29 protein-coding genes and 3 pseudogenes are annotated in these 24,562 nt (G+C 70.2%); 22 read left to right on the forward strand and 10 right to left on the reverse strand.

The features are described 5' to 3' along the window. Positions 1-90: 90 nt before the first annotated feature. Positions 91-477 (forward strand): hypothetical protein, encoded by a 387-nt coding sequence (locus tag SPR02S_RS38750; RefSeq protein ID WP_019062406.1) that lies wholly within the window; start codon positions 91-93, stop codon positions 475-477. A 297-nt stretch (positions 478-774) separates the two neighbouring features. Here SPR02S_RS38750 and SPR02S_RS38755 read toward each other — a convergent pair whose 3' ends face one another. From SPR02S_RS38755 to SPR02S_RS60880, 5 genes are all read right to left on the reverse strand, one after another. Then, positions 775-1,794 (reverse strand): hypothetical protein, encoded by a 1,020-nt coding sequence (locus tag SPR02S_RS38755; RefSeq protein ID WP_019062407.1) that lies wholly within the window; start codon positions 1,792-1,794, stop codon positions 775-777. Between the two features lie 445 nt (positions 1,795-2,239). Further along, the gene (locus SPR02S_RS63555) at positions 2,240-2,458 is read right to left on the reverse strand and encodes a hypothetical protein (RefSeq protein ID WP_158697954.1); all 219 of its coding nucleotides are present in this window, start codon (positions 2,456-2,458) and stop codon (positions 2,240-2,242) included. 371 nt (positions 2,459-2,829) lie between these two features. Further along, positions 2,830-3,207: a DUF6233 domain-containing protein gene (locus SPR02S_RS38765; protein WP_019062409.1), complete on the reverse strand. Its 378-nt coding sequence runs from the start codon at positions 3,205-3,207 to the stop codon at positions 2,830-2,832. 117 nt (positions 3,208-3,324) lie between these two features. Further along, complete coding sequence (locus tag SPR02S_RS38770; protein WP_019062410.1) at positions 3,325-3,564, reverse strand: hypothetical protein; 240 nt, start codon at positions 3,562-3,564, stop codon at positions 3,325-3,327. After that, the gene (locus SPR02S_RS60880; protein ID WP_078623128.1) at positions 3,561-3,791 is read right to left on the reverse strand and encodes a DUF8825 domain-containing protein; all 231 of its coding nucleotides are present in this window, start codon (positions 3,789-3,791) and stop codon (positions 3,561-3,563) included. The genes SPR02S_RS38770 and SPR02S_RS60880 overlap by 4 nt, the downstream gene beginning before the upstream one ends. A gap of 227 nt (positions 3,792-4,018) precedes the next feature. Between SPR02S_RS60880 and SPR02S_RS65220 the strand changes: the two genes are divergently transcribed. The 16 genes and pseudogenes from SPR02S_RS65220 (at position 4,019) to SPR02S_RS38860 (ending at position 19,020) form a co-directional block, all read left to right on the forward strand. Further along, positions 4,019-5,290, forward strand: coding sequence for a hypothetical protein (locus tag SPR02S_RS65220; protein ID WP_019062412.1), 1,272 nt, complete (start codon positions 4,019-4,021; stop codon positions 5,288-5,290). A gap of 5 nt (positions 5,291-5,295) precedes the next feature. Further along, entirely contained in the window at positions 5,296-6,558 is a 1,263-nt protein-coding gene (locus SPR02S_RS38785; RefSeq protein WP_043258788.1) for an MFS transporter, read from the forward strand. Positions 6,559-6,621: 63 nt separating this feature from the next. Further along, positions 6,622-7,854 carry an ATP-grasp domain-containing protein gene (locus tag SPR02S_RS38790; RefSeq protein ID WP_019062414.1) on the forward strand — a complete coding sequence of 411 codons (1,233 nt, stop codon included), beginning with the start codon at positions 6,622-6,624 and terminating at the stop codon, positions 7,852-7,854. 158 nt (positions 7,855-8,012) lie between these two features. After that, a pseudogene (locus SPR02S_RS38800) lies at positions 8,013-9,801 on the forward strand (type IV secretory system conjugative DNA transfer family protein). Between the two features lie 223 nt (positions 9,802-10,024). Further along, the gene (locus SPR02S_RS38810) at positions 10,025-11,200 is read left to right on the forward strand and encodes a DnaB-like helicase N-terminal domain-containing protein (RefSeq protein WP_019062416.1); all 1,176 of its coding nucleotides are present in this window, start codon (positions 10,025-10,027) and stop codon (positions 11,198-11,200) included. A 41-nt stretch (positions 11,201-11,241) separates the two neighbouring features. After that, on the forward strand, positions 11,242-11,817 hold the full coding sequence (locus SPR02S_RS60885; RefSeq protein ID WP_078623129.1) for a hypothetical protein: 576 nt from the start codon (positions 11,242-11,244) through the stop codon (positions 11,815-11,817). Between the two features lie 28 nt (positions 11,818-11,845). Beyond that, positions 11,846-11,992: pseudogene (locus SPR02S_RS65840) on the forward strand (DNA cytosine methyltransferase); the annotation flags it as partial. 121 nt (positions 11,993-12,113) lie between these two features. Next, positions 12,114-13,016 (forward strand): annotated as a pseudogene (locus SPR02S_RS66565) (DNA cytosine methyltransferase); the annotation flags it as partial. A 92-nt stretch (positions 13,017-13,108) separates the two neighbouring features. Continuing rightward, complete coding sequence (locus SPR02S_RS38825) at positions 13,109-13,714, forward strand: DUF4913 domain-containing protein (RefSeq protein WP_019062418.1); 606 nt, start codon at positions 13,109-13,111, stop codon at positions 13,712-13,714. Then, a complete protein-coding gene (locus tag SPR02S_RS57305; protein ID WP_019062419.1) occupies positions 13,711-14,586 on the forward strand; it encodes a hypothetical protein in 876 nt (291 codons plus the stop codon). The genes SPR02S_RS38825 and SPR02S_RS57305 overlap by 4 nt, the downstream gene beginning before the upstream one ends. Continuing rightward, positions 14,583-15,059: a hypothetical protein gene (locus SPR02S_RS38835; protein ID WP_019062420.1), complete on the forward strand. Its 477-nt coding sequence runs from the start codon at positions 14,583-14,585 to the stop codon at positions 15,057-15,059. The genes SPR02S_RS57305 and SPR02S_RS38835 overlap by 4 nt, the downstream gene beginning before the upstream one ends. Next, a complete protein-coding gene (locus SPR02S_RS38840; RefSeq protein WP_019062421.1) occupies positions 15,056-15,724 on the forward strand; it encodes a hypothetical protein in 669 nt (222 codons plus the stop codon). Before SPR02S_RS38835 ends, SPR02S_RS38840 begins: the two co-directional genes overlap by 4 nt. Continuing rightward, on the forward strand, positions 15,721-16,548 hold the full coding sequence (locus SPR02S_RS57310) for a hypothetical protein (protein WP_019062422.1): 828 nt from the start codon (positions 15,721-15,723) through the stop codon (positions 16,546-16,548). Before SPR02S_RS38840 ends, SPR02S_RS57310 begins: the two co-directional genes overlap by 4 nt. A gap of 29 nt (positions 16,549-16,577) precedes the next feature. Next, positions 16,578-17,411 carry a winged helix-turn-helix transcriptional regulator gene (locus SPR02S_RS38850; RefSeq protein WP_019062423.1) on the forward strand — a complete coding sequence of 278 codons (834 nt, stop codon included), beginning with the start codon at positions 16,578-16,580 and terminating at the stop codon, positions 17,409-17,411. 116 nt (positions 17,412-17,527) lie between these two features. Then, the gene (locus SPR02S_RS38855; RefSeq protein ID WP_019062424.1) at positions 17,528-18,469 is read left to right on the forward strand and encodes an SPDY domain-containing protein; all 942 of its coding nucleotides are present in this window, start codon (positions 17,528-17,530) and stop codon (positions 18,467-18,469) included. A 62-nt stretch (positions 18,470-18,531) separates the two neighbouring features. Continuing rightward, the gene (locus SPR02S_RS38860; RefSeq protein ID WP_019062425.1) at positions 18,532-19,020 is read left to right on the forward strand and encodes a hypothetical protein; all 489 of its coding nucleotides are present in this window, start codon (positions 18,532-18,534) and stop codon (positions 19,018-19,020) included. Positions 19,021-19,024: 4 nt separating this feature from the next. Here SPR02S_RS38860 and SPR02S_RS38865 read toward each other — a convergent pair whose 3' ends face one another. Further along, positions 19,025-19,285 (reverse strand): hypothetical protein, encoded by a 261-nt coding sequence (locus tag SPR02S_RS38865; protein ID WP_019062426.1) that lies wholly within the window; start codon positions 19,283-19,285, stop codon positions 19,025-19,027. 216 nt (positions 19,286-19,501) lie between these two features. On the opposite strand from SPR02S_RS38865, the gene SPR02S_RS38870 reads away from it, so the two are divergent. The 5 genes from SPR02S_RS38870 to SPR02S_RS38890 all read left to right on the forward strand — a co-directional run bounded on the left by SPR02S_RS38870 (position 19,502) and on the right by SPR02S_RS38890 (position 21,332). Next, complete coding sequence (locus SPR02S_RS38870) at positions 19,502-19,849, forward strand: SPDY domain-containing protein (protein WP_019062427.1); 348 nt, start codon at positions 19,502-19,504, stop codon at positions 19,847-19,849. Between the two features lie 31 nt (positions 19,850-19,880). Then, the gene (locus SPR02S_RS38875) at positions 19,881-20,141 is read left to right on the forward strand and encodes a hypothetical protein (protein ID WP_019062428.1); all 261 of its coding nucleotides are present in this window, start codon (positions 19,881-19,883) and stop codon (positions 20,139-20,141) included. Positions 20,142-20,192: 51 nt separating this feature from the next. Further along, positions 20,193-20,405: a hypothetical protein gene (locus SPR02S_RS38880; RefSeq protein ID WP_019062429.1), complete on the forward strand. Its 213-nt coding sequence runs from the start codon at positions 20,193-20,195 to the stop codon at positions 20,403-20,405. Next, positions 20,386-20,826 (forward strand): esterase, encoded by a 441-nt coding sequence (locus SPR02S_RS60895; protein ID WP_245607689.1) that lies wholly within the window; start codon positions 20,386-20,388, stop codon positions 20,824-20,826. Before SPR02S_RS38880 ends, SPR02S_RS60895 begins: the two co-directional genes overlap by 20 nt. Before the next feature lie 275 nt (positions 20,827-21,101). Continuing rightward, a complete protein-coding gene (locus SPR02S_RS38890; RefSeq protein ID WP_019062431.1) occupies positions 21,102-21,332 on the forward strand; it encodes a hypothetical protein in 231 nt (76 codons plus the stop codon). A 69-nt stretch (positions 21,333-21,401) separates the two neighbouring features. On the opposite strand, the gene SPR02S_RS38895 is transcribed toward SPR02S_RS38890, so the two are convergent. The 4 genes from SPR02S_RS38895 to SPR02S_RS38910 all read right to left on the reverse strand — a co-directional run bounded on the left by SPR02S_RS38895 (position 21,402) and on the right by SPR02S_RS38910 (position 24,562). Next, complete coding sequence (locus SPR02S_RS38895; RefSeq protein ID WP_019062432.1) at positions 21,402-21,806, reverse strand: hypothetical protein; 405 nt, start codon at positions 21,804-21,806, stop codon at positions 21,402-21,404. A gap of 106 nt (positions 21,807-21,912) precedes the next feature. Then, positions 21,913-23,685 (reverse strand): relaxase/mobilization nuclease domain-containing protein, encoded by a 1,773-nt coding sequence (locus SPR02S_RS38900; protein WP_019062433.1) that lies wholly within the window; start codon positions 23,683-23,685, stop codon positions 21,913-21,915. Further along, positions 23,685-24,341, reverse strand: coding sequence for a MobC family plasmid mobilization relaxosome protein (locus SPR02S_RS38905; protein ID WP_026151248.1), 657 nt, complete (start codon positions 24,339-24,341; stop codon positions 23,685-23,687). The genes SPR02S_RS38900 and SPR02S_RS38905 overlap by 1 nt, the downstream gene beginning before the upstream one ends. Then, positions 24,338-24,562, reverse strand: a complete 225-nt coding sequence (locus SPR02S_RS38910) for a hypothetical protein (RefSeq protein ID WP_019062435.1) — start codon at positions 24,560-24,562, stop codon at positions 24,338-24,340. Before SPR02S_RS38910 ends, SPR02S_RS38905 begins: the two co-directional genes overlap by 4 nt.

Below are 24,562 nucleotides of genomic sequence, written 5' to 3' on the forward strand. Positions count from 1 at the left end.
CGCCGTCAACACTGTCGTGGAGCGTGAACAAGACCACGCCTCTCGTTCCGAGCAGACCCAGTGATCCACAGCGCAGCCCGATCGAGTGAAGTGCAGAGAAGCACCGACTGCTGGCGGGCCGCGAAGGAAGGCGACGAGCAGGACAAGGCCGCTTGGCTGGAGGCCAAGCGGGCCGAAGAGCAGGCCGAATCCGAAGCCTGGTCGGAGCAGTACCGGATGGCGCCGCTGGAGGGAAGCGAGCGGGCCGTCGCCTGGGGCGTGCGCTGTCGCCACCAGGTCCTGGCCGCCGCCTACACCGCCCTGGTTCTCGAAGGTGAGACCAGCGAGACGGAGTGGGTGGCAATCGAGGAGACCGCTCGCACCATCACCCGCGCCGGGTGGTGGATCGACCAGCGCTCCTCCGAACCCGGCGACCTCACCGAGCTGCTCCAGGCCGCCACCGAGACCGACCGGCCCACCGAGGACCCCTACTTGTGACCGCCCGGTGCCCGCTTCTGCGGGCACCGACTCTCCCCTCCCCGTCCAGTGATTTGAAGACCCTCCTCGCCTGGGGACGATGAGGAGCTGCTCGCCGACGTGCGCGACCGACCGGTGGATCGCGCTGTGACCCCTCGTAGGGGCGAGAACGGTCGGGGCAGTACGAGCGCGTAGGCATGTACTCCGGGGTGCCCCCTCGCAGGGGCCCGGTCGGCCTGCAGATGCCCATGGCTCAGCGTTGGGATTTCGCGCCCGGCAGCCCCGTGACGCCGTGTGCCCTGCAGGTGGACTTCTCCCCTATGTCCCGCTGCCAACGCGCAGCCCTGCGAACAGACTGACCGCCCGGGCGTTTGGGAACCCTTCGGAGGGCAGCCGACGCAGGATCGTCTGCCAGACGTCGGTCGGAAGGGAGGAGGGCGGCCGTTCCCGGGCGGTCTGCAACTCCAGCAGGACCGTCTTGCCCATGTCTGCGAGGGTGAAGTCCTGCTTGCCGGCGTGGCTTTCGTCGGTGTCGCCGCGGAACCTCGTGAGTTCCAGGGACAGCCCGAACACCGGGTCGAGGAGGGCGGAGATGATGTGGTGCGGCCCCGGTCCTTGGTCGGGTACCTGCGAACACCGGAGAACCAGTCGCGCCACGTCGAATGCGGCACGCCTGTAGCCGTCGACGAGGAAGGTGTTGGCGACGGTGTGCAGCAGGGCGATGCGACGGAGCAGGCCGCTGCCCAGCCACGCCCCGCGGCGCTGCACACGGACGAAACGGTCGTCCTCGTCGTCCCACATGGATTGGTGCTCGCGTTCGGCCTCAGTCCACCCCCGTGGTGAGGAGCGCCAGCAGTGCTGTACTCCGTCGAGCCACTCGTCGAGCATGCGTCTCTCGGCGCTGCGCCATACGGTCGAGGGCAGCCCGGTCAGCCGCAGGCGGGCCTGAGCACCGAGTACACGCAGCTCGATACCGGTCTGGGACCTCCGGACAATCCTCAGCCCGGGAACCCCGTATACCTCGCTGCCTGGCGTATAGGTGGGAAGGAGGTTGAAGAGGATCTCGGCGGCGCGTTCCTCGCTCTCGACGCACAAGTTGATCCGTGTGCGCTCCGGATGAACCGCCGTGATGCCGAGCGGGAAGCGCGTGTAGACGTTGCGGAACTCCAGGAGTCCGAGGAGAACGCGAGCCTCCAGCCGCTCCTGGGCCGGGGCCTGGGCGGATGGAAGAGGCACTGCTCCGGAGGGGAGTCGGCTGAGGGCGCGTTGAGCGTGCTGCCAGCTCTCGCCGGTGTAGAGACACCGCAGTTGGACGGTTTCCTGCGTGAACTCACTCATGGCTCTCCGCACATCTCGGCCCAGGATGTGGATGTGTGAGACCCATGGGGGTTGCTGTGTACATCGGTTGAGGTGACCGGTTCACCCGAGCGTGGAGACGAAGGGGCCGAGGAATCTCCGGGGAGCGGTGGTCGCGCCGCGCGTTCGACTCTAACTCACTGTGGTCAGCCTGCTTGTTGACAACGCCGCGCTGTCACCCGGAAGGGTGGGTGACGGGTCTGCCGGTACATGGCGACGACCGCCTCGGACTTGGCCATTCACCGGGAAGCCGTTGCAACTCCATGTTTCGGCATGCACTGTGACTACTTAAGCGTCAAGCTATACGCGTCGCGCCGCTGACGCCCACAGCACGCAGGACCCGCGCTTTGAGGCGCAGGCCCTGTGTGTGATCGGCAGCCGCGATCCTCTGGCGCCCCTTCCCGGACCTACCGAATCCGGGAAGGGGTCAGAGAAGGCTGACGAACTTGGTGGTCAGCGACGTCACGGCAGCACTAGCAGCGGCCATGCCCATCGCCTGGAACCAGCGGTTGTGGATGACACCCACAAGCCGCCGGCGTAACCGATCCGTCAACCCTTCATGGCCTGCCTGATCTTGTCGGCTTTCAGGCATATCTGCCTCTCTCGTGGTCTTGCGTGGAGTCCCGGCCGGATTGCCGAAACGCATGAGGAGAGAGTGTCGATATACCAGTGCGCCACCGGCCAGCATAGGAACCGTGCCGCCTTGAGGCAGTCGTTTCACGGGAATTGACGGTGTGCGGGTGCGGAATGCGGCGGCTGAACTTCAGGTGTTCGTATGCACGGCCCCGACATCCCGTGGCGAGGGCGAAGCCGACGTGCACAAACTGCCGCAGAGGACGACGTCGGACAAGACGGCTGCGAAGAAGGCGTCCACCAAGAGGACACCGCCGCGAAGACCCCGAGGATGGCGGCGCCGCGAAAGCCCCGGCGCCGCGCCTTACCCTGGCAAACGCCAAGCCGAGCGCCTGGGTAGCTACCAGAAGTGAGAGCGCGCAGCGGACACACGGTTCGCCCTGGCTACGCCAGCGGCCCGAGAGCGACATCCGCCCCGCACTCGGTACAGGGCACGGCGCCAGGACTGCGCAGGACCTCAAGCGCGGCGAATACGTCCAGCTCCTCAGCATCCCGGGGTGCCTCTTCGCAGTCCCAGACGTGCACGATGGGCGCGGCGGGTCGACATCCTATGGCCGGGGTCCACTGGATCTTCCACGCCCACCGGTCGACTGCCTGAGCTGTTGGCTCCTCGCGGCGCAGTGGGTAGGTGGGGACAGCGTCGTACCGGACGCCGTCGATTGGGTACGCCTGGCCAGGGGTGAGCCAGACGCGGTACTCGCGCGGCTCGACAGTCTCGGCGTCGGGGTTGTCGGCCCACATGGGCAGGGCTACCCAGTACATCCACCCCGCCCTGGCGAACTGTCCTCGCGCGTGTAGCCGACCTCGTAGCCCCTGCCCATCGGGCAGGAGCACCCGAACCTCCGGGGGCGGTGGTTCAGCGCTCGGCATGCGGGCCCACTAGCTCTTGGACCGGGAACCGCCGTCCGATCCCGTCCCGACGACGCGCCCCCGCTCCCAGGCCATAAGTACACGTTCGTTCCCGTCAGCGTCCTCGGTCAGGCGGATGACGACCTTCTCGTCGCTGCCGTAGAGCCCGACCCAGTCCCACCAGGTTCGACGGGCTGTCGCACCGTCGGCCCACACCCCGGAAACCGCCGGCCCGCCGGTCGCGAACTGGAGTCGGACCAGGTGTGTCACTGCAGCCGCCCCAGTGCGCGAGCCTGCCGCCGCAGCTCTACCCGTGCGCCGGGCAATCGACGGGGGCTGGACCAGTACGGGTGAAACAGCAACTGACCGGACAGCGCATACAGGCGGCGGCGCAGTGCGGTTACGTGCACGGGGCGCGGCACGGCGAGCGCTGCGTATGTGCGCTGCCAGTCCGCCTGGAGTTCGATCAGGTCGGGCGGGAGAGGGGCATGCTCCATGACAGCTATTAGGCCACATGTTCGATTATCTCGCCAAGCTGACGCGCTTGACCTCTGGGCCCCCTCTGTCCTGCCGCCGTGTGACGCCGAGCCCTTCGGCGAGGCGCGGTGAATCGGGCCTCTACCAGTGATCTCCGGCCGGGCCAAATCGCGGATTGTGCGGATCCTCTCCCTCACGGCCCGAACCTCCGGGCTCCGGTTCGCCACTCCCCTTCGAGGTTGACGCCGTGATCGCCCACCTGCAGCGCACCAGCAACACCTCCGGCCTGCTCACGTACCTGTACGGGCCGGGCGAGCGGGGTACCCACACCAGTCCTCGGCTGGTCGCGGGCGACGGCCACGGAGCCCCGATCGAACTGCTCGCCGAGCCTGAGTCGCTGCCCTATCTGGCCCAGGCCCTCGACGCACCCGTCGAGCGCCTCGGGGTCCGAGCACCCGAACGGCCGGTGTGGGTCTGCTCGGTCCGCTCCGACCCCCGCCGGTCGGACCCCACCGACTCGCAGTGGGCCGCCGTCGCCCGCCGCCTGGTGGTCGCCACAGGGATCGCGCCGGAAGGCGATCCGGACGCCTGCCGCTGGATCGCCCTGCGCAACCAGCCCCGGCAGGTGCACGTCGTGGCCACCCTCGCCCGTGAGGACGGCAGCCTCCACAACGCCTACCGCGACGCCTACCGCCTACAGACCGAGTGCCACCGCCTCGCAGTCGAACTGGGCCACCTGCCCACCGCTCCACACCCGATACCCCGCGCCCAGGAGACCCACGTGCCTGCCCGCTCCATCACCATCACCGCCGAACCCAGCGGCAGCGTCTCGGCGAAGGGCGCCGGCGACGACCTCTCCGCCACGCTCCTCAAGCACGCCGGCTTCCAGCAGATCGAGGACTGGTACGGCCGACGCCACCGCCTTCCCACCACCACCCCGGCCGCTGACCGCGCCGCCATCGCCTCCCACGCGGCCGAGATGCTCCGCGCCGCCCGCTACGGAGTCGACCTTGACCCCTCCCTCGACACCACCCGGATCAGCACCGCGGCGAACCCGCTCGGGCCCTACACCGCCGGAGCCGAACTCCTCCGTCTCACCGACCGGATCAGGTCTGCCGGGAACGGTGCCGACCTTCGACAGGCGGTCGACCACCTCCTCCATCCCGAACACGGTGCGCTGGAACGTCTCCGGGAGGCGCTGGAGGCTGCGGGCGAGCAGATCACCGACCTCGACGACGAGGCGTACCAGCTCGCCGACCGGTTCGATGTCGCTGCGGAGTTCGTCAGCTCGGCGCAGTCCGAACTCGTCGGCTCGGGCGGCGAGTTGGGCCGTATCGGCAACGCGCAGCGGTCCGGGACCGAGGCGTGGGAGCGGTCCTCGGCACTCTCCGGCCCGCGAAGCGCCGCGCTGGCCACGTCGCCCGCAGCGGCCAAGGTCACCTCGGTCCTCGGCTCTGGAACAGCGGATGCGAGCGTGGCCGTACGTCCGTCGCAGGCACCCGATCCCCGGACGCGGTGACCCGGATGATCTCTTCACCCACGCCCCGTTCCGGTCTGCCGCGCACCTACGTCATGCGGGCCGCCGATGCTCTGGCCAGTGCGACGGCCACCTACGCCATCCCGCTCCTGGTCCTGCTCACCACCGGGTCCACCGCGCTGACGGGTGTTGCGTTTCTCCTCGAATGGGCGCCTCGTCTGGCTGCCTTCGCGTTCGCCGGGTCGCTGGTCGACCGGTGGAGTGCTGGCCGTGTCTTCCGGATGGCCAATCTGGTGCGTACCGCCGTGGTGGTCCTGGCGGGTGCGGTGCTGCTCGTCCTGCCCAGCGCCGGGCCGATGACGACCTGTGTGGTTCTGACCTTCGGTGCTGTCTCCGGGCTGTTTGCGGAGGTCTCCTTCGTCGCGGTGGAGACTCTCGGGGCTGAAGCGGGCTGCCGGTTGGGCATGGCGGCCCACCGTGTGCAGGCCGCGCAGACCGGGATCGACCAGGGTGCGATGCTCGTCGGTCCGCTCCTGGGTGGCCTGCTGCTGATGGCCGGCCCCGCCGTACTGCTGACCGTGGTCGCGCTGTTGGCTTTGACCGCCGCCGCGACCGCGTCCGGCGATGTCGGCGGCACGGATCACCGTCCGGTGTCGAGCAGTCTTCTGACTGGGTGGGCAACTCTGCGCCGTACGCCCGCACTTGGCTGGCTGGTGGGCGGTCTGGTCGTCTCGAATCTGACCCTCGGCGTGCTGCAGGCCGCCGCCCCGATCACGGTCATCCACCACTTCCACTACTCCACCGTCGCCGTGGGGTCGGTCTGGAGCATGGCAGCCGTTGCCTCCCTGCTTGTCGTGTGGGCCACTCGCCGTGCGATCGACCGTTTCGGCATCTGGTCGGTCGGTGCAGCGGCGGCCACGGTCTCGACCGCGGCATGCCTGGCGACCGCCCTGGCGCTGAGCTTCACCGCATACACCGTGGCGGTGGCGGTGGTCATGGCCGGCGATGGCGCGTTGACCGTCGTCCTGCGCACGCTGCGGTCCCGTCTCATCCCGGTGCAGGCGTTCGGCTCCACCCTGGCGGTGACGATCATCCTGGTGCTGCTGCCGTTTCCGCTGGCCGGAGCCCTGATCGCGGTCGTTCCCACTGCTGAGATCCCGCACCTGCTGCTGGCGTGCGCCGCGCTCCAGGGCGTAGCGCTGAGTGCGTGCTTCGCCGGCCTACGGCGGCACCGGACCGCCTGCGAACTACCCCACTCGCAGGTCCCCGCACTCCACAACGAGCCCGTCCAGCCTGCGGATGCGCGGTGACGAGCCGCTGAACTGCCCCGCCCTTCCTGCCCCTTCCCGCCGTTGCCGTCCGGAGGTCCTCCCATGTCCCGATCCACTCGCCCGCTGCTGATCGTCGTCGGCGGAACCGATCCCGCTTATCGCGGCTACTGCGTCGAGCAGGCCGCCGCCGCTTACCCGATCGCGCTGATCGACGCCAAGCCGCCGTCCTGGCAGCAGCATCTGGTGGTCGATCACGAGGTCGCCGACACTCACGATCCGGCGGCCGTGGTCGCTGCCGGCCTGGCCCTGGCCGCGCGGCACCCCATCGCCGGAGTCGTCACCTGGGACGAGTACACGCTCGTGCCGACCGCCGAACTCGCCGGCCGCCTCGGCCTGCCCGGCGACAGCGTGGTGGCGATGACCGCCTGCCGGGACAAGGCGACCAGCCGCCGTCTGTTCGCCGAGCACCACGTGCCCTCGGCCACCTCCACCCGCGTCGACACCCTGGACGAGGCGACGGCCGCCGCGCTCCGCACGGGCTTCCCGGTGGTCCTCAAGCCCTCCTCGCACGCGGGCAGCATCGGTGTCATCCGCGTCGATACCCCTGAACTCCTGCCTGCCGCCTGGGAGTTCGCTGCCGCCGGAGCCGGTGAGCAGGGCCCGGAAGGCAGCGGTGTGCTGGTCGAGGAGTACCTGTACGGCCCGGAGATATCGGTGGAGTGCGTCACCCAGCACGGCGCCACCACCGCTCTGGCCGTCAGCCGCAAGGAGGTCGCCTTCCCTCCGTACTTCCAGGAGGTCGGCCACACCGTGGACGCCGACGACCCGCTGCTGCCCGAGGTCGCCCCCGTTGCGGTCCAGGCCGTGCGAGCGCTGGGCGTCACCGATGGCGTCCAGCACGTGGAGATACGCCTCACCCCCTCCGGTCCGCGGATCATCGAGGTCAACGCCCGGATCGGCGGCGACCTGATCGGCAAGCTCGTCCGCCTTGCCACCGGCCTCGATCTCCCCCGGATCGCTGCCGACGTCGCCTGCGGAAGGACTCCCGACCTGACGCCCACGGCACGCGCCACCGCCGCGATCAAGATCCTCTATACCCCGGCCACTGGCACCCTCACCGGCCGAAGTCTGGCCGCCGTCCCTGGCCCGGAGTATCCGTGGCTGCACCAGGTGACGTGGCTCCGGGATGTCGGAGAGCGGGTCGTGCTGCCGCCGGAGGGCACCTTCAGCACCGGCCGGGTCGGCTTCGTCATCGTCTCCGCCGCCAGTCCCGAAGCAGCCCGGGACCGGCTCTCGTCCCTCGTCGACGATCTGGCCCTGTCGGTCACGCCGTGAACCTGTCCCGCTGGCCTCCTCCGGCGCCTCGCGCACCCCGCACCCGATGACCCCGGTCGCCATCCCGCTTCCCGAACAGGAGTTGCCTCGATGACCAGCAGAAGAGCGCCGCGTGCCCCGCCCCCATCACTCGCCTGCGCTCATTCCCAGGACCCACTGTGCCCGCACCGCGTACCAGCGCGCCGTCGACCACTACAGGGTCGGACGCGCTCCTCTACTTCCTCTTCGGCATGCTCGGCATGGCGCTCGCCTTCGGTTCGCTGGCGTGGCTGTCCGGCAGTGTCACCAACTCCCTTTCCGGTACTGGCCCTTGGGCGCCGTTCAGTGCCACCGACGCACTACTTCACCCCAGGGCGCTGTGGCCGCACTTGAGCCCCCTGGCGCTGCTGATCGGCGCGCGGATCATCCCCGGCCTGCTGTCCGCCTTCCTCACCGCGCTCGCTCTCGTGCTGTGGATGCGGCTGCGCGGCGGCACGAAGAACGGCCTCGCCCGGAAGGCCGACCTCGCCCCGCTGCTGGACAAGGAGATCACCGCCAAGGCGAGGAGCCTGCGGCCGTCCCTGAGCGGCCGGGAGGGTAAAAGAGGTCGCGCCTGCTGACCGCGGCATCCTGCTCGGCGCCCTCTCTCCGGGCCGGGCCGACGTCCGTGCGTCCTGGGAGGACGTGATCGTGGCGATCATGGCCCCGCGGAGCGGGAAGACCTCCGGACTGGCGATCCCCGCGATCCTCGCGGCTCCTGGCCCGGTGTTGCTGACCTCCAACAAGGCGGCGAACGATGCCTTCACCGCGACGGTGGACGCCCGCGCCGAGGTCGGCACGGTCTGGGCCCTCGACCCCCAGCAGATCGCCCACCATCCGCGCGAGATGTGGTGGGACATCCTGGCCGACGCCCGCGACCTGGCCGGGGCGAAACGTCTCGCCGGGCACTTCGTCGCCGCCAGCGTGGACGAGTCGAACGGCTCCGACTTCTGGTCCACCGCCGCCAGCAACACCCTCGGCGCGCTGTTCCTCGCCGCTGCCAGCAACCGGCGTCCGATCACCGACGTCCTGGCCTGGCTCGCCTCCCCCGCCGACCGGACCCCGGTCGACCTGCTCACCGACGCCGGCCACGACGCGGTCGCCGCCCAGCTCCAGGGCACCGTCAGCGGAGCTACCGAGACGCGGGACGGAATCTACGAGACCGCGCGGCAGTACGCGAGCTGTCTCCTCGACCCGGACGTCGCGGCCTGGGTCACGCCCAGCAAGGACCTCCCCGAGTTCAAGCCGTTCACGTTCGCCACGTCCCGCGACACCCTGTACCTGCTGAGCAAGGACGGCGGCGGCAGCGCGAGCGCCATCATCGCGGCAGCGGCCGACGCCGTGATGCGCGCGGCCGTGGTCGTCGCCGAGCGCTCCGGCGGGCGGCTCGACCCGCCCGCGCTTTGCGTCCTCGACGAGGCCGCGAACGTCTGCAAGATCTCCGATCTCCCCGACCTGTACAGCCACTTGGGCAGCCGGGGCGTCATCCCGATGACGATCCTGCAGTCCTACCGGCAGGGCCAGCGCTGCTGGGGCGAGGCCGGAATGGACGCCCTCTGGTCCGCCGCCACCATCAAGATCATCGGAAGCGGTATCGACGACGCCGACTTCGCCGACCGACTCAGCAGGCAGGTCGGTGACCACGACGTCCAGACCACCTCGGTCTCGACCAGTGAGAGCGGCAAGTCCACCTCGGTCAGCATGCGCACCGAGCGGATCCTGCCCCCGGACGCGATCCGCGCGCTCCCCAAGGGCAAGGCGCTGCTGCTCGCCACCGGCATCCGGGTCGCCATGCTCGACCTGCGGCCCTGGTACAAAGAGCCGTCCGCCAAGGTCGTCGGCCCGGCCTCGGCCCGCGCGACGAAGGCCATCACCGAGCGGGCCCTCGCCAAGTCCCTGGGCCGCGACAATTTCGGGCTGTCGGCATGAGCGCGCCCACGCCGCGTCCCGGGCGGCTCGTATGCTCGCCGGCCATTCGGCGCGACGGCCAGTGGCGGTTGGTCAGCGGGGCCGGCTCGATTCTCGCCACCGATCCCACGTTCACCAGCATGCTGGACGGCTTCGCCCAGGCGATGACGGCTGCCGATCAGGCGGTCGCCGACCTCCGTGTCCGGCAGAGCGGGTCCTCCGCTTCCCGCGCTGGGGGTAAGCGATGAACCCACTGCTGCGCGCCGAACAGGCGGTCCTCGGGTCGGTGCTGCTCGACCCCGGCCAGCTCGCGCACCTCGACTGGCTCGCCCCGGATCACTTCTACCGGCCAATCCACCAAGCGCTGTTCGCCGCCCTGCGCAAGCTGCGAAACGACGGCCACCCCGCGCTGGCCGCCGAGACATCCGTACCGCCGCTGTCCTGGGTGACCGACGCGGTCGACGAGGCCAGTCGCCACGTCCGGGGGCTGACCGCCGCCTACCCCCACACCCTGATCTCGGCCTGCCCTCGCTCCGAACACGCCCCGGTCTACGGCCGCATGGTGCTGGAGGGCGCGATCCACCGCAGCATCACGGAACACGCGATCCGCCTCCACCAAGCAGCCCGTGCCGACGCCCTGCGGGGCGAGGTCGAGGGAGCCCTGCATTCCGCGGAGGTACTGACCGGCGTCCTCAACGATCTCGCACGGCGTTGGGGCACCGAACCGCGCCCCGTCGCGCCAACTCTCCCGCCCTCCACCACCACCGTCGTCCCGGCGCCGGTCCGAGCCGACCAGGTCGCCGAGGACGAGCGGTTCCTTCTGGCCGTCCTTGCTGAGCGTCCGGGGGCCATGGAGGAGGTGGTCGGCTGGCTGCGGCCGGGCGACTTCGTCGTCCCGGCCCACGGGCAGCTCTACCGCTGTCTCGGCGCACTGCACCATCGGGGCGAGCCCATCGACCGGATCACCCTGCTCTGGGAAGCCCAGCAGCGCGGGCTCCTGGCCGACGGCAACCTCACCGACGACCAAGTCACCGCCATCTGCGACGGTGTGGGCGCGGGCAGCGCCGAGTGGCTCGGCGAGCAGGTCATGCGCTCCTCGGTCACCCGCACCGCCGCCGCCTCCGCACACGCCGTCCGGTCGTTGGCGGAGAACCAGACGCTGGCCCCCGGGCGGCTCATCAACCACGCCCTGCACGCACTCGCCCCGCTCGACGACGTGCGTACCCGCTGGCAGGCCGCGAACGGCCGCCCCGCTCCGCCGCCGACGGCCCCTGCTCTCGCACCGACCGGGACTCCGCCTGCGCAGGTGCGTGCCGCGCTCTCCCGCAGCACACCGCGGGCATCGCCGCCGCCCTCGGCGCGGCCCGGTTCGGCGCCCATCCCGGCCGCCGCGCGACCGCCTTCACGCGGCCACAGATAGCCCCCTCAGCCCATCGCTCGTCCCCTCCAATGGAATTCACCGTGAACAACACCCCCATCGCCGACGCTCTGGCTCTGCGTGCCACGGCCTCAGTCTTCGACGCCCAGCGCAGGAAACTGCCAGGCCCCGGAGGCCTTCACCGTTCGCCCGACAGCGTCGCCGTCGCCAAGCAGATCTCCGAACTCGGCCAGCTGATAACCGACTTGGGCGACGAGGTCCTCTTCCGGGCTGCCGCCCAGGGCCAGGAGGCCCACGCTGCGCGGGTCATCACCAGCTTCGCCGCCGCTGTACGGCCTGCCGGCGAAGCGGCATCCGCTCTCGGAGCAGTAGCCCACCAGCTCTCCTTCCTGCACCAGACCGAGCACCTCGGCAACCAGCCCGACGCCCGGGATGCCCGGGAAGCAGCGGCACGGGTGATGGACGACGCACTCGGTGCGGCGGACACCGCCCTTCGCGAAGCCGCCGACTCCCTTCGCGCCGCATCGGCGACGGTTACGCCTCCGGCCGTGCGGCTCCAGGCCGCCCGCCACCGGTCTACGACCGCAACTCCCGCTCCACCTTCCGCTGATGCCCCGGCCATAGCACTCGCCCCGGCCCGGACGACGCGGAGCCGGTGACATGCAGAACACCATCACGGGCCCGCCGATGATCGGCTCGCTCTGCTCGGGTTATGGCGGGCTGGATCTCGGGGTGCAGTCCGCCCTCGGCGGCACGCTGGCCTGGCACGCAGAGGTCAATCGGGACGCCGCACGCATCCTGGCCCGGCACTGGCCCACCGTGCCCAACCTGGGCGACATCACGGCCGTCGACTGGTCCACCGTCCCGCGGGTGTGCGTCCTGACGGCGGGCTTCCCCTGTCAAAGACGTCTCGGTCGCCGGCCGACGGGCCGGACTCAACGCCCACACCCGCTCGGGGCTGTGGCTGCACGTCGCCCGTGCGGTCGAAGCCCTCCGCCCCTGCCTGGTGGTGATCGAAAATGTCCGCGGACTCCTCACGTCGCCCGCCGGCTCCCCTGGCGACGTGGAATTCTGCCCGTGGTGCCTGGGAGACGACCCAACCCAGCCTCCTCTGCGGGCACTTGGTGCCGTACTCGGATCCCTGGCCGACCTCCGGTACGACGCACGGTGGCTCGTGCTTCGCGCCTCCGACATCGGAGCACCACACCGCCGCGAACGGACCTTCCTCACCGCCTGGCCCGCCAACCACCCTGCTCAAGACGCCGACCAGCAACATCGGCAAGAACGGCGGCTCCCAGCACCCCACCAAGAGGAAGAGCGGGGGCCACGGCCCGAACCTGGCCGACGAGGTGGAGTGGCTCCTGCCCACCCCGAAGGCATCGGACGGGACCAAGGGCTCGCCCAACCAGCGCCACGGCAACGGGGACATGACCCTGCCGAGCGCCGCAGCATCGCTGCTCCCCGCCAGGAAGGCGAACGGCACCGGCACCCGGGGCCGGCATCCGGGCAAGGGCTCGCGCCCGCCTCTGTCGGCGGAGGTCCTGCCGCTGTGGGCGGAGACGCCCCCGGAATCCGACGAAGCGACGGGCGATGGGGAGCGTACGCCGCCGCCATCACCCGATGGGAGACGCTCACCCGTCCCGCGCCGCCGCCCACCGACGCGGCCGGACGGCTCCGTGCCGACTTCGTGGAGTGGATGCAGGGCCTGGAGCCCGGCTGGGTCACCGCCACCCCGGGGCTCGGACGACCGGCTCAGCTCACAGCGCTCGGCAACGGCGTCGTACCTCAACAGGCCACCCGCGCCATGCAGTTGCTCGCCCCACCCTTCCCCCGGTGTCCTCGCTGCACGACGACATAGCGCTCTCTACAGGGATTGCCCGGCCGCACCAAATCGCGGTTTCTGCGGACCCTCGTCGGCATGTCGCCGTCCCACAGATGGAGCACGCCCACATGTCCGACAGCAGCAAGACCACCCCCGCCCCGGAGCCGTTCCGCGTCCCCGACGAGGACCTCGACGACCTCGCCAGCACCCTCGCCAAGACCATGGCCGAGGTCAGGCAGCACGGTGTCATCCTCGACCGCCTGGGCTCCGAACCCGATCCCGAGCCCGCAGCATCCCGGCCGGAGGACGGCGCCCCGACAGCAGAGACGGCCAACTCCGAGCAAGTGGACGGCCCCGCCTCGGTGTTCATCCTCGCGCTGGGCGGCGAGGCGTACACCGTCGAACTCGCCGCCCTCAGCGACTGGGTGAACTACCTCTTCCTCCCGGTGTACGGCAGGGAGATCAGCACGAGCCGCCCGTGGTGCGCGCAGTGGCACGAACACCCCGAGGCCGTCGCCCGGCTGCACGCCCTCTGGCTCGCGTGGCAGCAGCTCACGGATGCCGAGGCCGGCTTGTCCGGTCCTTCGGTGTGGCACCGCGACCACCTCGACCAAACGCTCGTCCATCTCCGTGCTCCCGACGGCCCCTTCGCCGCCTGCACGACGAGCCCGACCCGGCCCAACCACCGCGTGCTGGCCACCCCCGCACCCGAGCAACTGGGACTGGCGGCATGAGCAACGAACCCGCCTTCGGCCCCTACGACTTCGGTCCCTACGAATTCGAGCCCAACGACGCGGGCTCCAAGGACACGGAGCAAGGGTTTTGGCCCGGCGACTTCATGGCCGACGAACTCGACTTCCGTCTCGACGATTTGGAGCCCGCCGACGCGGCCTCCGAACGCGCCGAGCAAGGGCTCTGGCCCGGTGACCTGACGGTCCTGGCCCAACACCACACCACGCCCAACGGCTCGCACAGCTTCGTCGTCGCCCACGACCGATCCATCACCTGGGGCATCCCGGGCGAACCGCAGGTAGCGGCGATCATGGTCGCGCGGGATCTCAGCCTGAACACGTTCACGTTCGAGTCGAGCTATCACGCCACCTTGGCCTTCGCCCAGAACTGGCTGATCGAACGCGGCTGCCCACCCGAATCGATCACTCAGGTCGGCGGGGACTTCATGAAGCCCGCCGACGAGCTCACTGTCCGGATCGAGCAGCAGATCCGGGAGTCGGCCGCCCGCTACGAGGTCCTCGACAGCCAGACCTCGGACTTCGACCCGTGTGAAACGTGGACGCTGACACGGGACTCCAGTGCTGCTCAGGCACCGATTCGGGTCTTCCTCGAAGAGGGCGACACGGACGCCCACACGTACACGATGCGCGAGGGCGCCTTCGCCGACGAGGACGCCGCCCGCAACTGGCTGGACGACCGCACCGGTCCTCTGCCGCAGCCGCCGGAATACCGCGACGAGGCAGCCGCCCTCCGAGCCGGTGCTGCCCTCACCCGGTCGGCCGGTGTGTCCGCGCTCCCGAAGGCCGGCCTCGATGCCCACCACGTGCCGCCGACAGAAACGGCCCGGCAGCAGGGTTCTCGGAGGTCGATGTGAGCCGCGCCCGCTTCGCCTTCGCCGCACACCCGGACGCCATCACGGACCTGCGTGAACTCCCCGACAAGATAAGGGACTTGGCGCTGCTGGAACTGCAGAATCTGGTCCACGGAAGCGACGACTGCCTGCCGCTGAAGGGCCGCCTCGCAGGTTTCCACAAAGTCTACGTCGACCCGTCCGTCTCCTACCGGATGGTCATCCAGTTCCGTCCGGCCCCGCCCACCTCGACCCACAAGCGCGAGATCTATCTCGTCGCCGCCGGCAGCCGACAGGACTACGAGGTCTACCGCTCGGCCCACCTCCGAACCGACCCCCTCCAGGACACTGCGACGGCCTCCGCCGCCGAGGCCCGCGTCCAGGCCGCTCGATCCCGCTCTCCCCACGCGGTCGATCAGCCGACGGCTGTCGCTCCATCTCGTCCAACGGCGGCTCAGCCCGCTGCCTCCGCGTCCCGAAAGGCTCCCCAGCGATGACCGCCACCCGCGCCCCCATGGCCTGTAGCGAACTGGCGGGCCTCCTCACCGATGCCGCACAGAGCGTCTCCGGGATCCTCACCACCGAGTACCCGACGGCCGTCAGCCGCTCCTACCTGCACCCCGTGTTGGGTGCGTTGTCCGCCGGGCCTCGGGTGGTCTGCGAGCTGAACGACCGGTTCGAAGGCTTCGTGGCCGACGCGCCGCTCCCCACCACACCCGCAGGTCTCTTCACCCTGGCCTCCTACGCCTCCGCGCTGGGATGGCTCACCGAATCCCTCGCCGAACTGACCACCTCGGTCGACCAGATCTGCACGCGCGTGGGCATCCCCGCGCAACCGCCGGAACGGGCCTCGACAGCGCCCGCAGGCATTAGGGCTGACAGCGAGTCCGAATTCGCCTTCAACGCAATGGAGTTGGCCGCAATTCGCACCGCCGCCGAAGCTGCCGGTCTGCCGCCGGGCGACTACGTCGAGGTGCTCTCCGAGTCCCTGCTCGCGGCCTCCCGGATCACCGACGCCTGCATGGAGATCTCCAGCGGTCTCCTCGACGACGCCGCGTACGTCCTCGGCGAGGCGACCGCCCACGTCCGGATCGGTGACGGCCCCGACAGCCTTCCCACCCTGGTCCGTTCGCTGCTCGCCCGGATGGAGGCCGCCGAATGAACCCCCACGACGCGACCAAACGGCCCGGCGCCCACCTCGTCGCCGAGATGCTCGGCGTCGAGGACCCCTGGACCCTCAACGTCCGCTATCGGCCGAGTGATCCGCTGTACCGCGCCTCAACGCTCGTCATCGGGACCGCCCACGAACTCGACGAACTGCACGGCCGGGTGACTCGCGCGACCCAGGCCGCTCTCGGAGTGCTCGAACCCGTCGGGCGAGGCGAATTCAACGGTTCACCCAGCTCGTACGAACCGGTGCGGTCTGCGGTCCAGCAGATCGGCCGACTCGTCTCGGCGCAGAACGCGACCTACGAGCGGCTCGTGCAGTCGATCGTCGCGTACCGTCGTCTCCTCCCCGAGCCGAACCCTGCTCCGCCCTCACACACCGAGGCCCGCGACCAGGACAACGGACAGGTCTCCGGCCGCGACGATGACTGGGCCGTGTCCGCTGATCTCCGGCTCAGGGCCCTGGAAGCCGTCGAGGCCGGCGGACTGCGGTTCCACCAGAGCGGGGTCTACGGCTACATCTCTCTCTCGGACGCGCGCGGCGAGCGCCTCGCCGACAGGGTCTGGCCCGAAACCGTCCAACGACTGATCGCCGCCGGGCTGTTGGACCGGGACACCAGCGAGGGACTGTACCGGCCGGGACAACTCATCTCCCTCACCCCGAAAGGCGAGGCAGCCCTGCGAGACGCGGGCACGGCCACGCCGCGCGTCTCCGCCGCCCTCAACCGCAGCAACACCACGACGCTCCCCGGCACCACCGCCGACCCAGCTGTCGTACCCGCACCAGGCGCGGCCACCAAGCCCTCCCGTTCCCGCTGATCCCCCTCCCCCCAGAAAGAACGTCCCCCATGCCCACCCCCGTACAGTCCTCCGCCTCCTCGATCGGCTCGGTCGACGCTCAGCGCGTAGAGGACGCGTTCTTCCTCATAGCGCCGAAGTGGACGACCTGGTCAGCGCAGACCCTGGCGCAGCACGGTCGCCCAATGCGTGTGCGTGACGTCGCCGCCGGGCTCCCCTTCGTCAGCGAGCAGCTCGTCAGCAAGCGGCTGGCCCAGATGCACACGGACGGGCTGGTCACCCGAACCAACGACGGCCACGGTGCCCCGTACCAGCTCAGCGCCTTCGGCGAATCCCTGGCACCGGTGCACCGCGCCCTGGCGGACTGGTCCCAGACCAACCTCTCACTCGGCAACGTAGCCGGAGCAGAACGCGCCGAGAACGCCGTACGACGTCTGTTCCTTCGGCATTCAACCACCGTGATCCAGATCCTCGACGCGGGCACCACGCGGTTGGGCCACATCGCCGAAGCGGCTGGCCTAGACAGCGGCACAACCCGCCAACGACTCAGCCGACTTGAGGCCGACGGCCTGGTCGCCCGCACCGGACCGCGCCACGGCGACCCCTACGTCCTGACCGACGCCGGACGAGCACTGGGCCCCGTCTACGCAGCCGTCGAACACTGGAGCACCCCCTTCTCGTCGCCAAGGCACCCGTCGCCCCCGGCCCCCGCAGCCACCCGGACCCACACCGGCGTGCCGCTCGGGGCGGACGGCAACCGGACCACAGCGGCCCTGCGCCGGAGCACCGCCGCGCCGAGCGCCTTCTTCAGCCACGCACCGCAGCCGCAACCGCGGGTGCCGGCGTCCGTCACCGCGCGGTCGGCCGTCTCCCGAGCCCGGTGATCCGCGTGGCACCGAGAACCAGCCGCGCCTCCCCGTTGCCACGGCGCCCACGTGCAGTCCAGCAGCCCTCCCTCTGCGCGAAGGCGCGTCCCCCTCCTACGCCCCGGAACCCGACCATGAGCACCCAACTGCCCTACGATCAGCGCGACTTCCCGGATGTACTGGTCAGCCCCCGGTACCTGGCCGGCTCCAACGGGTCCGGAGAAGCCGGCTTCGCCCCCGTCGCCCACTGGCCCCACCACCACCTCGACGAGGGCCCCTGCCAGCTCCTCGTCACCTCGCCCGACCAGCGGATCCGTATCGGCTGGTTCGGCGACGACTTCGAGCTGTGGAAGATCACGGCATCCCCGGAGGCCGTCTCCGCGCCCCGCTGGACGGCGACCTTCAACCATGTCACCCCGGCCGAGATCGTCGCAGGTCTCACCACCGCCCTGGCAAACGACTACGCCGAAGCCGACCCCTACGAGGGCAACGGGCGTTTTCTGGCGAACCCCTCGCTGTACTGGGCCGACGCCGTCCGACCGCTGACCGAAGCCGGCTGGCGCCGTGAGGCGGCCGAGCGCGGCACTGTCGAGATCGTCGCCCCCGACGGGCAGGCAGGCGTCCTGATCGACAACCGCCTCTCCACCTGGGACGACGAAACCGTCACGCTGTGGGCTGGTCCACCGGGCTGGCGCACACGCGCTGAGGCCGTCTTCACCGCCCGCACCCCGTCCCACCTGATAGCCGCGACGGCAGCCGCCATGACCGATCCAGCCCAGGTGATCCGCGAGCGGCACCAACTCGCCCGTGAGGTCCAGCACTTGGTCACGCTCACCCCCGTCGGCCCGGCCGTCCCCCAGGTCTCTCGCGCTCCGACCCCACTCGACGTGCGCCGTACCCCTGTCGCCCAGGCCGTCCACCGCGCCGCATGCACCCCGCAGACAGCCGCCGACCTCCGGATCATGGCCGCCCGCAGCCGCACGGCGACGTCGACTCAGATCCGGTCGAGCAAGTCCGCGCACAGCCCCGGGGCCCTGCCGCCGGCCATCTCGCCCGCCCAGCGCCACAGCCGCTGATCCTCAGGGCTCCGAGGCCACCTCTGACCGAAACAACACCCCCGAATGCCGGGAGTTCCGCCATGCCCGACGCCACCGCGCTCGACCAAGCGACCGCCATGATCGAGAAAGCCTGGGGCCGCCCCATCGACGACCTCGAAGCCCTCGCGGTCCGCCGCCCCAACAACGACCCTCTCCTGCGCTCGGCCATGCACATCCGCTCGGCCCTGGTCATCACCAACAACGCCGTGGCCGTGCACCAGGACCGTCTGCACGCCCTTACCCGGCCCGGCCACGTGCCGGCCTTCTACGAGCTGGAACGGATCACCAGCACGGCGGCGGACCTTCGCGTCGCCCAAGCGGAGAGCCGTACGTCCCTGCAGGCCATCAGCCACGTGATCGAAGCGCGTGAAGCCGCCGCGACCGCGGACCGGGCCCCAGCAGTCCGCCTGGCCCAGGCCGCTGTCGCCCGCTCCGCGCACGCTCCACGCGCCCTGGGCCAGGCGCCCAATCAACTCGCGCCTTCAGCCGTTGTCGGCCCGTCGGTGGCCGGACTGGGGCCGCACCGCTGACCGGTCAGGCGCCGTCCTCGTCACGGTGGGCATCCCCGATACGGGAGCCCACCACGCGGGCCAGCTCCTCCAACGTCAACTCGACGCGACGCCCGTCCGCGATCCGGTGCTCCAACTCCCCGCCCTCGTCCCGCTGTCCGTCGGACTGCGCACCGACAGCCCACTGTCCGTCGGCGACCATCACGATGTCGCCCACCGTCCACGGCCTCCCGGCGGCGCGGATCTTGCGCTCCAGCCCGGCGCCGTCCCAGTGTCTGCTCGCCACCCCTGCTCCTCCTCGTTCTGCGCGACCTGTCGCCGCAACCGACGTACGACAACTGCGTGCGCCGATCCATTCCCGGGTCGCCGACCAACTGCTGGCGGCTGCCAGTTCGCCCACGGCAGACGTCGCACCCCGGGAAACGACTACGCGCTTCGGCATACCGCGTGTCAACGTACGGGTGCTGGAAAAACCGCAGGTCAACGAAGGGATCGTCCAACCGTGACCGCCTCCGCCACCCACCTGCCCGCCGTCGTCCGCCCTGCCATGGAAGAACGCTGCCGGCTCGTCTCCGACCACTGCGCGGACCCGGTACTCGAACTCCTCCACGCCCTCGGCTGGGCCGTCGTCGACACCCCGCAGGCCAACGTCCACGCGACGAGCCCCGACGGCCGTGTCTACGTCGGCTGGCTCCCCGAAGACCCCACCGCCTGGCAGCGCGGCATCGTCTGGCAGGTCCAGGTCCAACCCACCGAAGGCGAGCCGTGGGTCCAGGAGTTCGGCCGCCACACCCCCTCCGAAGCCGTCGCCGGTTTCCTCACCGCGCTCATCGCCACCCCCAGCCGCTGACCGCACTACCGCCCCCTCCCGGAAGGACCCCTTGGCACACCGCGCTCCGCTCACCAACCACCACGCCGACGGCACTCTGTGCCCGGCGAACCACAAACACACCAGCTCCGGCAAGCCGCTCCACCCCGACTGCCCCGGCCGCGCGTACACACAGGCGATCTGCTCGTGCGGCGAGTGGGAGATGAAGCAGCCCGGCAAGGGCTACGTCAACGAGAACCGCAAGCGACACCTCGCCAGCCATACCCAGGGACCGAAGGTCCTTCGCGATCTGCTTCGCCTCGACGGTTGCTGACGCACCATCACCAGCTCCGCCCTACCATCCCGTACCGCCCCCGGAGGTTCCATGCCCCACTACCTGACCGTCGGCCACCTGCTCCGACAGCTCCAGAACCTCGACCCCAATCTGCCGATCCGCCTCGCCATCAACCCCGACTTCCCCTTCACCCACTACGTGGGAGCCGAGGTCGTCGTCCGGGACGGCAAAGCGTTCATCGCCGACGACGGCCAGGAGGACTACCTCCCGATAGCGGTCAGCGATGCCCTCACCTGGGCCTGACCAGGCCCACCAACACACACCGGAGACCCCTATCCCTTCGCAATCCTGCCCATCACGTCTCCTTCCGCTGCACCGCCTCGCCATACAACCCATCCCAAGCGGCGTACGCGGCGCGCTGGTCCAGCGAGTCTCCGCCCTCCCCGACGGACCACTCGACGTCACATGGCTCCCCGCCGAAACCCCGAGACTCCCCCTCGGCCACATTCGCCTGCACTGGGAAGCAGCCTCCCTCGCAGGCTGGAACGTCACCGCCCACCTGGGCCTGGCCACCACCGAGGTACATCTCGCCTCCTGGCCCACCGCCCCGGACGACTGGCCACGCCTCGTCCGCCCCACCCTCCACGAGGTGCTCGGCCTCTGCGCCGCCCTCGCAGTCGCGACCGCAGCCCTCGACCTCTCCAATCGACTCGCCCAGGTCTGACCGAAACCACAGAAGGCCGCCCCACGCCGATCAGGCAGGGGCGGCCCTGCCGTACGCCCAACCGCGCGCGCCGATCTCAGGACGCCGCGAACAACCGCGCCGTCCCTCACCGGCTACGAGAATCGCTCCAACACTCCGTCGATACTCCCGCCAGAGAGTCTGGGCTTCACTCTGCTGCGGTCCAACTCAGCATCCACCGCCTGACTCGCTCCAGCGGGCTTCCTCCGGTGGCCGATTCCGCTGGATGACGGCCCATTGGCCCCTAGGCTCAGGACATGACCGACTCGCCGATGCCGTCGCCGCCATTTCCCTCGCCGGACAACGGCGTGCTCCGAGTGATCGTCGGCAACGCCATCGCCTCGGTCCGCAACGGCGAAGCCTCGGTGGAGGAGGCGATCCTGCACGCGGCCGTCCACGGTTGGTACGAAGGTCATATCCAGGGCGAGGACGCGTGCCCCGGCTGCGACTTCCGAGGTGGGCTGCCGAAGAACGGCAACCGTAGCTGACCACACCAAACGCCGAGGGGTGCCACCGACATGTCGGTGGCACCCCTCGGCGTTTGGTACTTCGCTCGCCTAGTCCAGGTAGGTGCCGGCGAAAGCCCCATCGAAGCCGAGCGCTGCGAGACCTTGCTCGACGCTGGGGTAGGTCGTCCCGTCCGGGATAGCGATCAGGGCGTCGAAGTCGGCGCGACTGATCTCAGGTTCGAGCCACTGGTTGCTGCACCGGCAGACGATCCAGACGTTGCGGCCGTGGTTGATGAGCAGCCAGTCGCGCCGGGCCCTGCAACCCGTGCACATCACGGGGATTCCCCCCAGGGCCAGCGAGCGCGGGTGGCTGAGGCAGCGCGTCGCGCCGGGGCCGCTGGGCGGCTGCGTCTCGTACTCGAATTGCAGCAGGGGATCGGTGCCGACGGGGAGGACGGGCAACGCAGGTGTCGGCGCTGCGGGGCGGTGGGTGGTTCTGGGCACGAGCGTCATCTCCCGGTCGAGGTCCTTCCGTTTCCATCCGTAACAGCCGGTGGATTCGGTTGTCCAGGGGTTTCGTGGAGTTGGGCAGGCCGGTGACCGGTCTGCCCAACTCTGGTCAGCGGTGCGGTGGCCGGTTATACAGTTCGGAAGCGGCGTGGCGGGCGACATCCGTGGGTGCCGCCTGCGTGCTGGTGCGGTTGGCCGAGGTCCTGGGCCGGCCGGTGCCTGTCTGCGGGCGGCGAGTCGCTTCGCCAGGGTGAGCGGGGAGTTGGGCGAGGCGGCGCAGTCGCCAGACCAGGACGTCGTTCACGTCGTCGGCGGTGTCGAGTTCGCGCAGGTCGATGGCTTGCTGCAAGAGGGCCTTGGGGTCGCGGCCTGCTTGCTCGGCCTGGGCAAGGGTGGCGGCCAGAGCGTCGGTCTTCGTCAACGCACTATCTGCTCGTAGTCCTTGTTCCGTCAGGGCTGCGTGGATGGTGGCCTCGTGGGTTCGGCGTTCGGCTTCGGGCAGGGCGCGGCCTTGGTCGCGCAGTGTCTGCATGGGTGTGGCAGCGATTTGGCGGTAGGCGGCTCGTAGGTGCTCGGCGGTCTGTCGGGAAGCGTGGGCCTGCTGGGCATGGCCGCGAGCGGAGTGCCAGCGGGCTGCGGCGAGAGCGACCAGGACCAGGATGGAGACGAGCATGGCGGTGGTACCGCCGTCCTCACCACGGCCGAGAGCGTTGCCGGCCTGGATGATCCCTCGGGCTGCCGAGCGGATGGCTCGGGTATCGGCGTACTCCGCTCGGATGTGACTGCGGGTGGCGCGCTCGAAGGCGCGGGCGGCAGCGCCCAGTTCGGCGCGGGTGGCGGCCGCGGAGGTCTGTGCGACCGCGTCCAGGAGTTCACCAACGCCTACGAGTTGAGTTGTGGCTTCGTCGTCGTCGCTGTCAAGGAGGATGGCGGCGCGTTCGGCGATGCTGGTGGCGTTGCGTCGTTCCCGGGCGGGCTGCGACCAGTCCGGTCGACCGCTGGTGGATGCCGAGGGCGTCGTACGGTCGGAGGTGGCGTCGGCTAGGCGACGGCGGATCTTCGGCAGGGACAGGTCGGGGGCCAGGGTGGAGCCCGCGAACCAGATGGGCTCGCGGTCGCGGTTGCGGTCGCCGGGGAGTGCGACGTTGTAGCCGAGGGCGTCACCGGACGGGGCGTATCGCATCTTCACGCGCAGGCCCGCCTCGCGCAGCCGGGTGAAGAACTCCTCCTCGGTGGCGGCTCCAGCGAGGGATTGACGGACGGCTTCGCGGAGCGTTTCGCGTGGAGCCTCGGGGCGGCCGGTGCGTTCGGCCTTGAAGCGTTCGGCGCTGGTGGGGGTTTTGGCTCCGGTGCCGTCGCCGGGCTTGAGCTGGCGCAGGCCCATCTCCTTCTCGATGCGGCGGCATTCGGCCTGAGCCTTCTTGAAGTCGTAGTTCATCCTGGGGCGGCGCAGGTCGCCCCGGACCATGGTGGCCAGGATGTGGATGTGATCGTCCGCGTGCCGTACGGCGACCCAGCGGCAGCCGTCCGGATCGCCTTCGGGGGCGAGGTTGACGGCGTGGACCAGGCTGCGGGCGATGGTGTTCCATTCGGCGTCGGTCAGGGTCCGGTCGCCGGGGTCGGTGCGGACCGAGCAGTGCCAGACGTGCTGGGCAGGGGCCTTGTCGCCGAGCTGGTTGACGCGCAGGTCCAGTGCGGCGGTGAGGCGGGCGAGGGTGACCTTGGGGTCGGGGTCGGGGCTGGTGTCGCGTCCGGGGTCGGGGGCGAAGCCGTCCCAACTCCCCACCAGGTGGGGGTCGATGTGTTCGTCGCGTTTGCCGGGGCCGTACAGGTAGACGAGCAGGCCGTGGGTGCGTGAGCCGCGCCGGATCTTGGGGACCATCAGAGTCGCTTCTTCACCAGGGCTTCGGCCGTGTCGTCGATGCGGGCCAGGAGGCGGGTCAACGTCGTGAAGGCGTGGGCGAGTTCGCCGGGGCGGGGCTGTCCGCCGGCGTTGTAGGTGTAGGCGATCTGGTTGATGTTGTTGCCGATGCGGGAGAGGGCGGTGCGCAGGGCGGCCAACTCGTCGATGGCGGTGTCGAGTTGCTCGTTGGTGTGGAGAGTGGTGGAACCGCGGGCAGTGGCGAGGGCGGCTGCGGCGAGGAATCGGGCGACGGTGACGCCGCGCTGCGTAGCTGCGGCGACGATCTCGGCCTTCTCGATGTCGGAGAGGCGGGTGGTCGTCTTGCGGGTGCGCTCGCTCGGGTTGCGGCTGCGGCGGCGGGGTTTGCGGTCGGGGAAGGCGGGCGTGCTCGGGCTCGGCGGCTCGCGCTGGTCGGCTTCTCCCCCTGTGACCGGTGCCCCCTGGTGCCGGTCGTCTGGTGGGTCCCCGTGCGCCCTCGCTCGGGGACCCACCGGACTCCCCCCGCCCTCCTGGGCAGGGGCAAGTGCGTACGACGGGCCGTAGGACCGTCGTAGGCGACAACTTGCTCCGCCTGGAGCCGTGTTGGGGTCACGCTGCTGTCCGTCCGTGGTGGCCACCGGGTCGTTGGCGGTCATCGGCGTGTCTCCGGGTTCTCCTGCCGGATGTCGCGGACGAGTTCCTCGATCCAGTCCATGGCCAGGACCGGGTGGTGCAGGGTCCAGGGGCGGCTGTCCCGGGTTCGTTGCACGGTCCAGGTGGTGTCGGGGCCGGACTGGGCGCGGTGAAGGTGGCCGTGCTGGTGCAGGACGGTCAGCCAGGAGTCGACCTCGGCGGGTGTGGCCGGGTGGGTGCGCAT

Origin of the sequence: Streptomyces prunicolor NBRC 13075, assembly GCF_000367365.1 — a bacterium.
Taxonomy (GTDB): Bacteria; Actinomycetota; Actinomycetes; order Streptomycetales; family Streptomycetaceae; genus Streptomyces; species Streptomyces prunicolor.

Bases quoted from the DNA above. Each gene is read 5' to 3' on its own strand.
- SPR02S_RS38850 (WP_019062423.1), top strand. From the start codon at position 16,578: ATGCCCACCCCCGTACAGTCCTCCGCCTCCTCGATCGGCTCGGTCGAC.
- SPR02S_RS57310 (WP_019062422.1), top strand. From the start codon at position 15,721: ATGAACCCCCACGACGCGACCAAACGGCCCGGCGCCCACCTCGTCGCC.
- SPR02S_RS38860 (WP_019062425.1), top strand. From the start codon at position 18,532: ATGCCCGACGCCACCGCGCTCGACCAAGCGACCGCCATGATCGAGAAA.
- SPR02S_RS38825 (WP_019062418.1), top strand. From the start codon at position 13,109: ATGTCCGACAGCAGCAAGACCACCCCCGCCCCGGAGCCGTTCCGCGTC.
- SPR02S_RS38910 (WP_019062435.1), bottom strand. From the start codon at position 24,562: ATGCGCACCCACCCGGCCACACCCGCCGAGGTCGACTCCTGGCTGACC.
- SPR02S_RS38900 (WP_019062433.1), bottom strand. From the start codon at position 23,685: ATGGTCCCCAAGATCCGGCGCGGCTCACGCACCCACGGCCTGCTCGTC.
- SPR02S_RS38765 (WP_019062409.1), bottom strand. From the start codon at position 3,207: ATGTACTGGGTAGCCCTGCCCATGTGGGCCGACAACCCCGACGCCGAG.
- SPR02S_RS60895 (WP_245607689.1), top strand. From the start codon at position 20,386: ATGCCCTCACCTGGGCCTGACCAGGCCCACCAACACACACCGGAGACC.
- SPR02S_RS38855 (WP_019062424.1), top strand. From the start codon at position 17,528: ATGAGCACCCAACTGCCCTACGATCAGCGCGACTTCCCGGATGTACTG.
- SPR02S_RS38895 (WP_019062432.1), bottom strand. From the start codon at position 21,806: ATGACGCTCGTGCCCAGAACCACCCACCGCCCCGCAGCGCCGACACCT.
- SPR02S_RS63555 (WP_158697954.1), bottom strand. From the start codon at position 2,458: ATGCGTTTCGGCAATCCGGCCGGGACTCCACGCAAGACCACGAGAGAG.
- SPR02S_RS38905 (WP_026151248.1), bottom strand. From the start codon at position 24,341: ATGACCGCCAACGACCCGGTGGCCACCACGGACGGACAGCAGCGTGAC.
- SPR02S_RS38785 (WP_043258788.1), top strand. From the start codon at position 5,296: ATGATCTCTTCACCCACGCCCCGTTCCGGTCTGCCGCGCACCTACGTC.
- SPR02S_RS60880 (WP_078623128.1), bottom strand. From the start codon at position 3,791: ATGGAGCATGCCCCTCTCCCGCCCGACCTGATCGAACTCCAGGCGGAC.
- SPR02S_RS38790 (WP_019062414.1), top strand. From the start codon at position 6,622: ATGTCCCGATCCACTCGCCCGCTGCTGATCGTCGTCGGCGGAACCGAT.
- SPR02S_RS57305 (WP_019062419.1), top strand. From the start codon at position 13,711: ATGAGCAACGAACCCGCCTTCGGCCCCTACGACTTCGGTCCCTACGAA.
- SPR02S_RS38810 (WP_019062416.1), top strand. From the start codon at position 10,025: ATGAACCCACTGCTGCGCGCCGAACAGGCGGTCCTCGGGTCGGTGCTG.
- SPR02S_RS38755 (WP_019062407.1), bottom strand. From the start codon at position 1,794: ATGAGTGAGTTCACGCAGGAAACCGTCCAACTGCGGTGTCTCTACACC.
- SPR02S_RS38840 (WP_019062421.1), top strand. From the start codon at position 15,056: ATGACCGCCACCCGCGCCCCCATGGCCTGTAGCGAACTGGCGGGCCTC.
- SPR02S_RS38880 (WP_019062429.1), top strand. From the start codon at position 20,193: ATGCCCCACTACCTGACCGTCGGCCACCTGCTCCGACAGCTCCAGAAC.
- SPR02S_RS38890 (WP_019062431.1), top strand. From the start codon at position 21,102: ATGACCGACTCGCCGATGCCGTCGCCGCCATTTCCCTCGCCGGACAAC.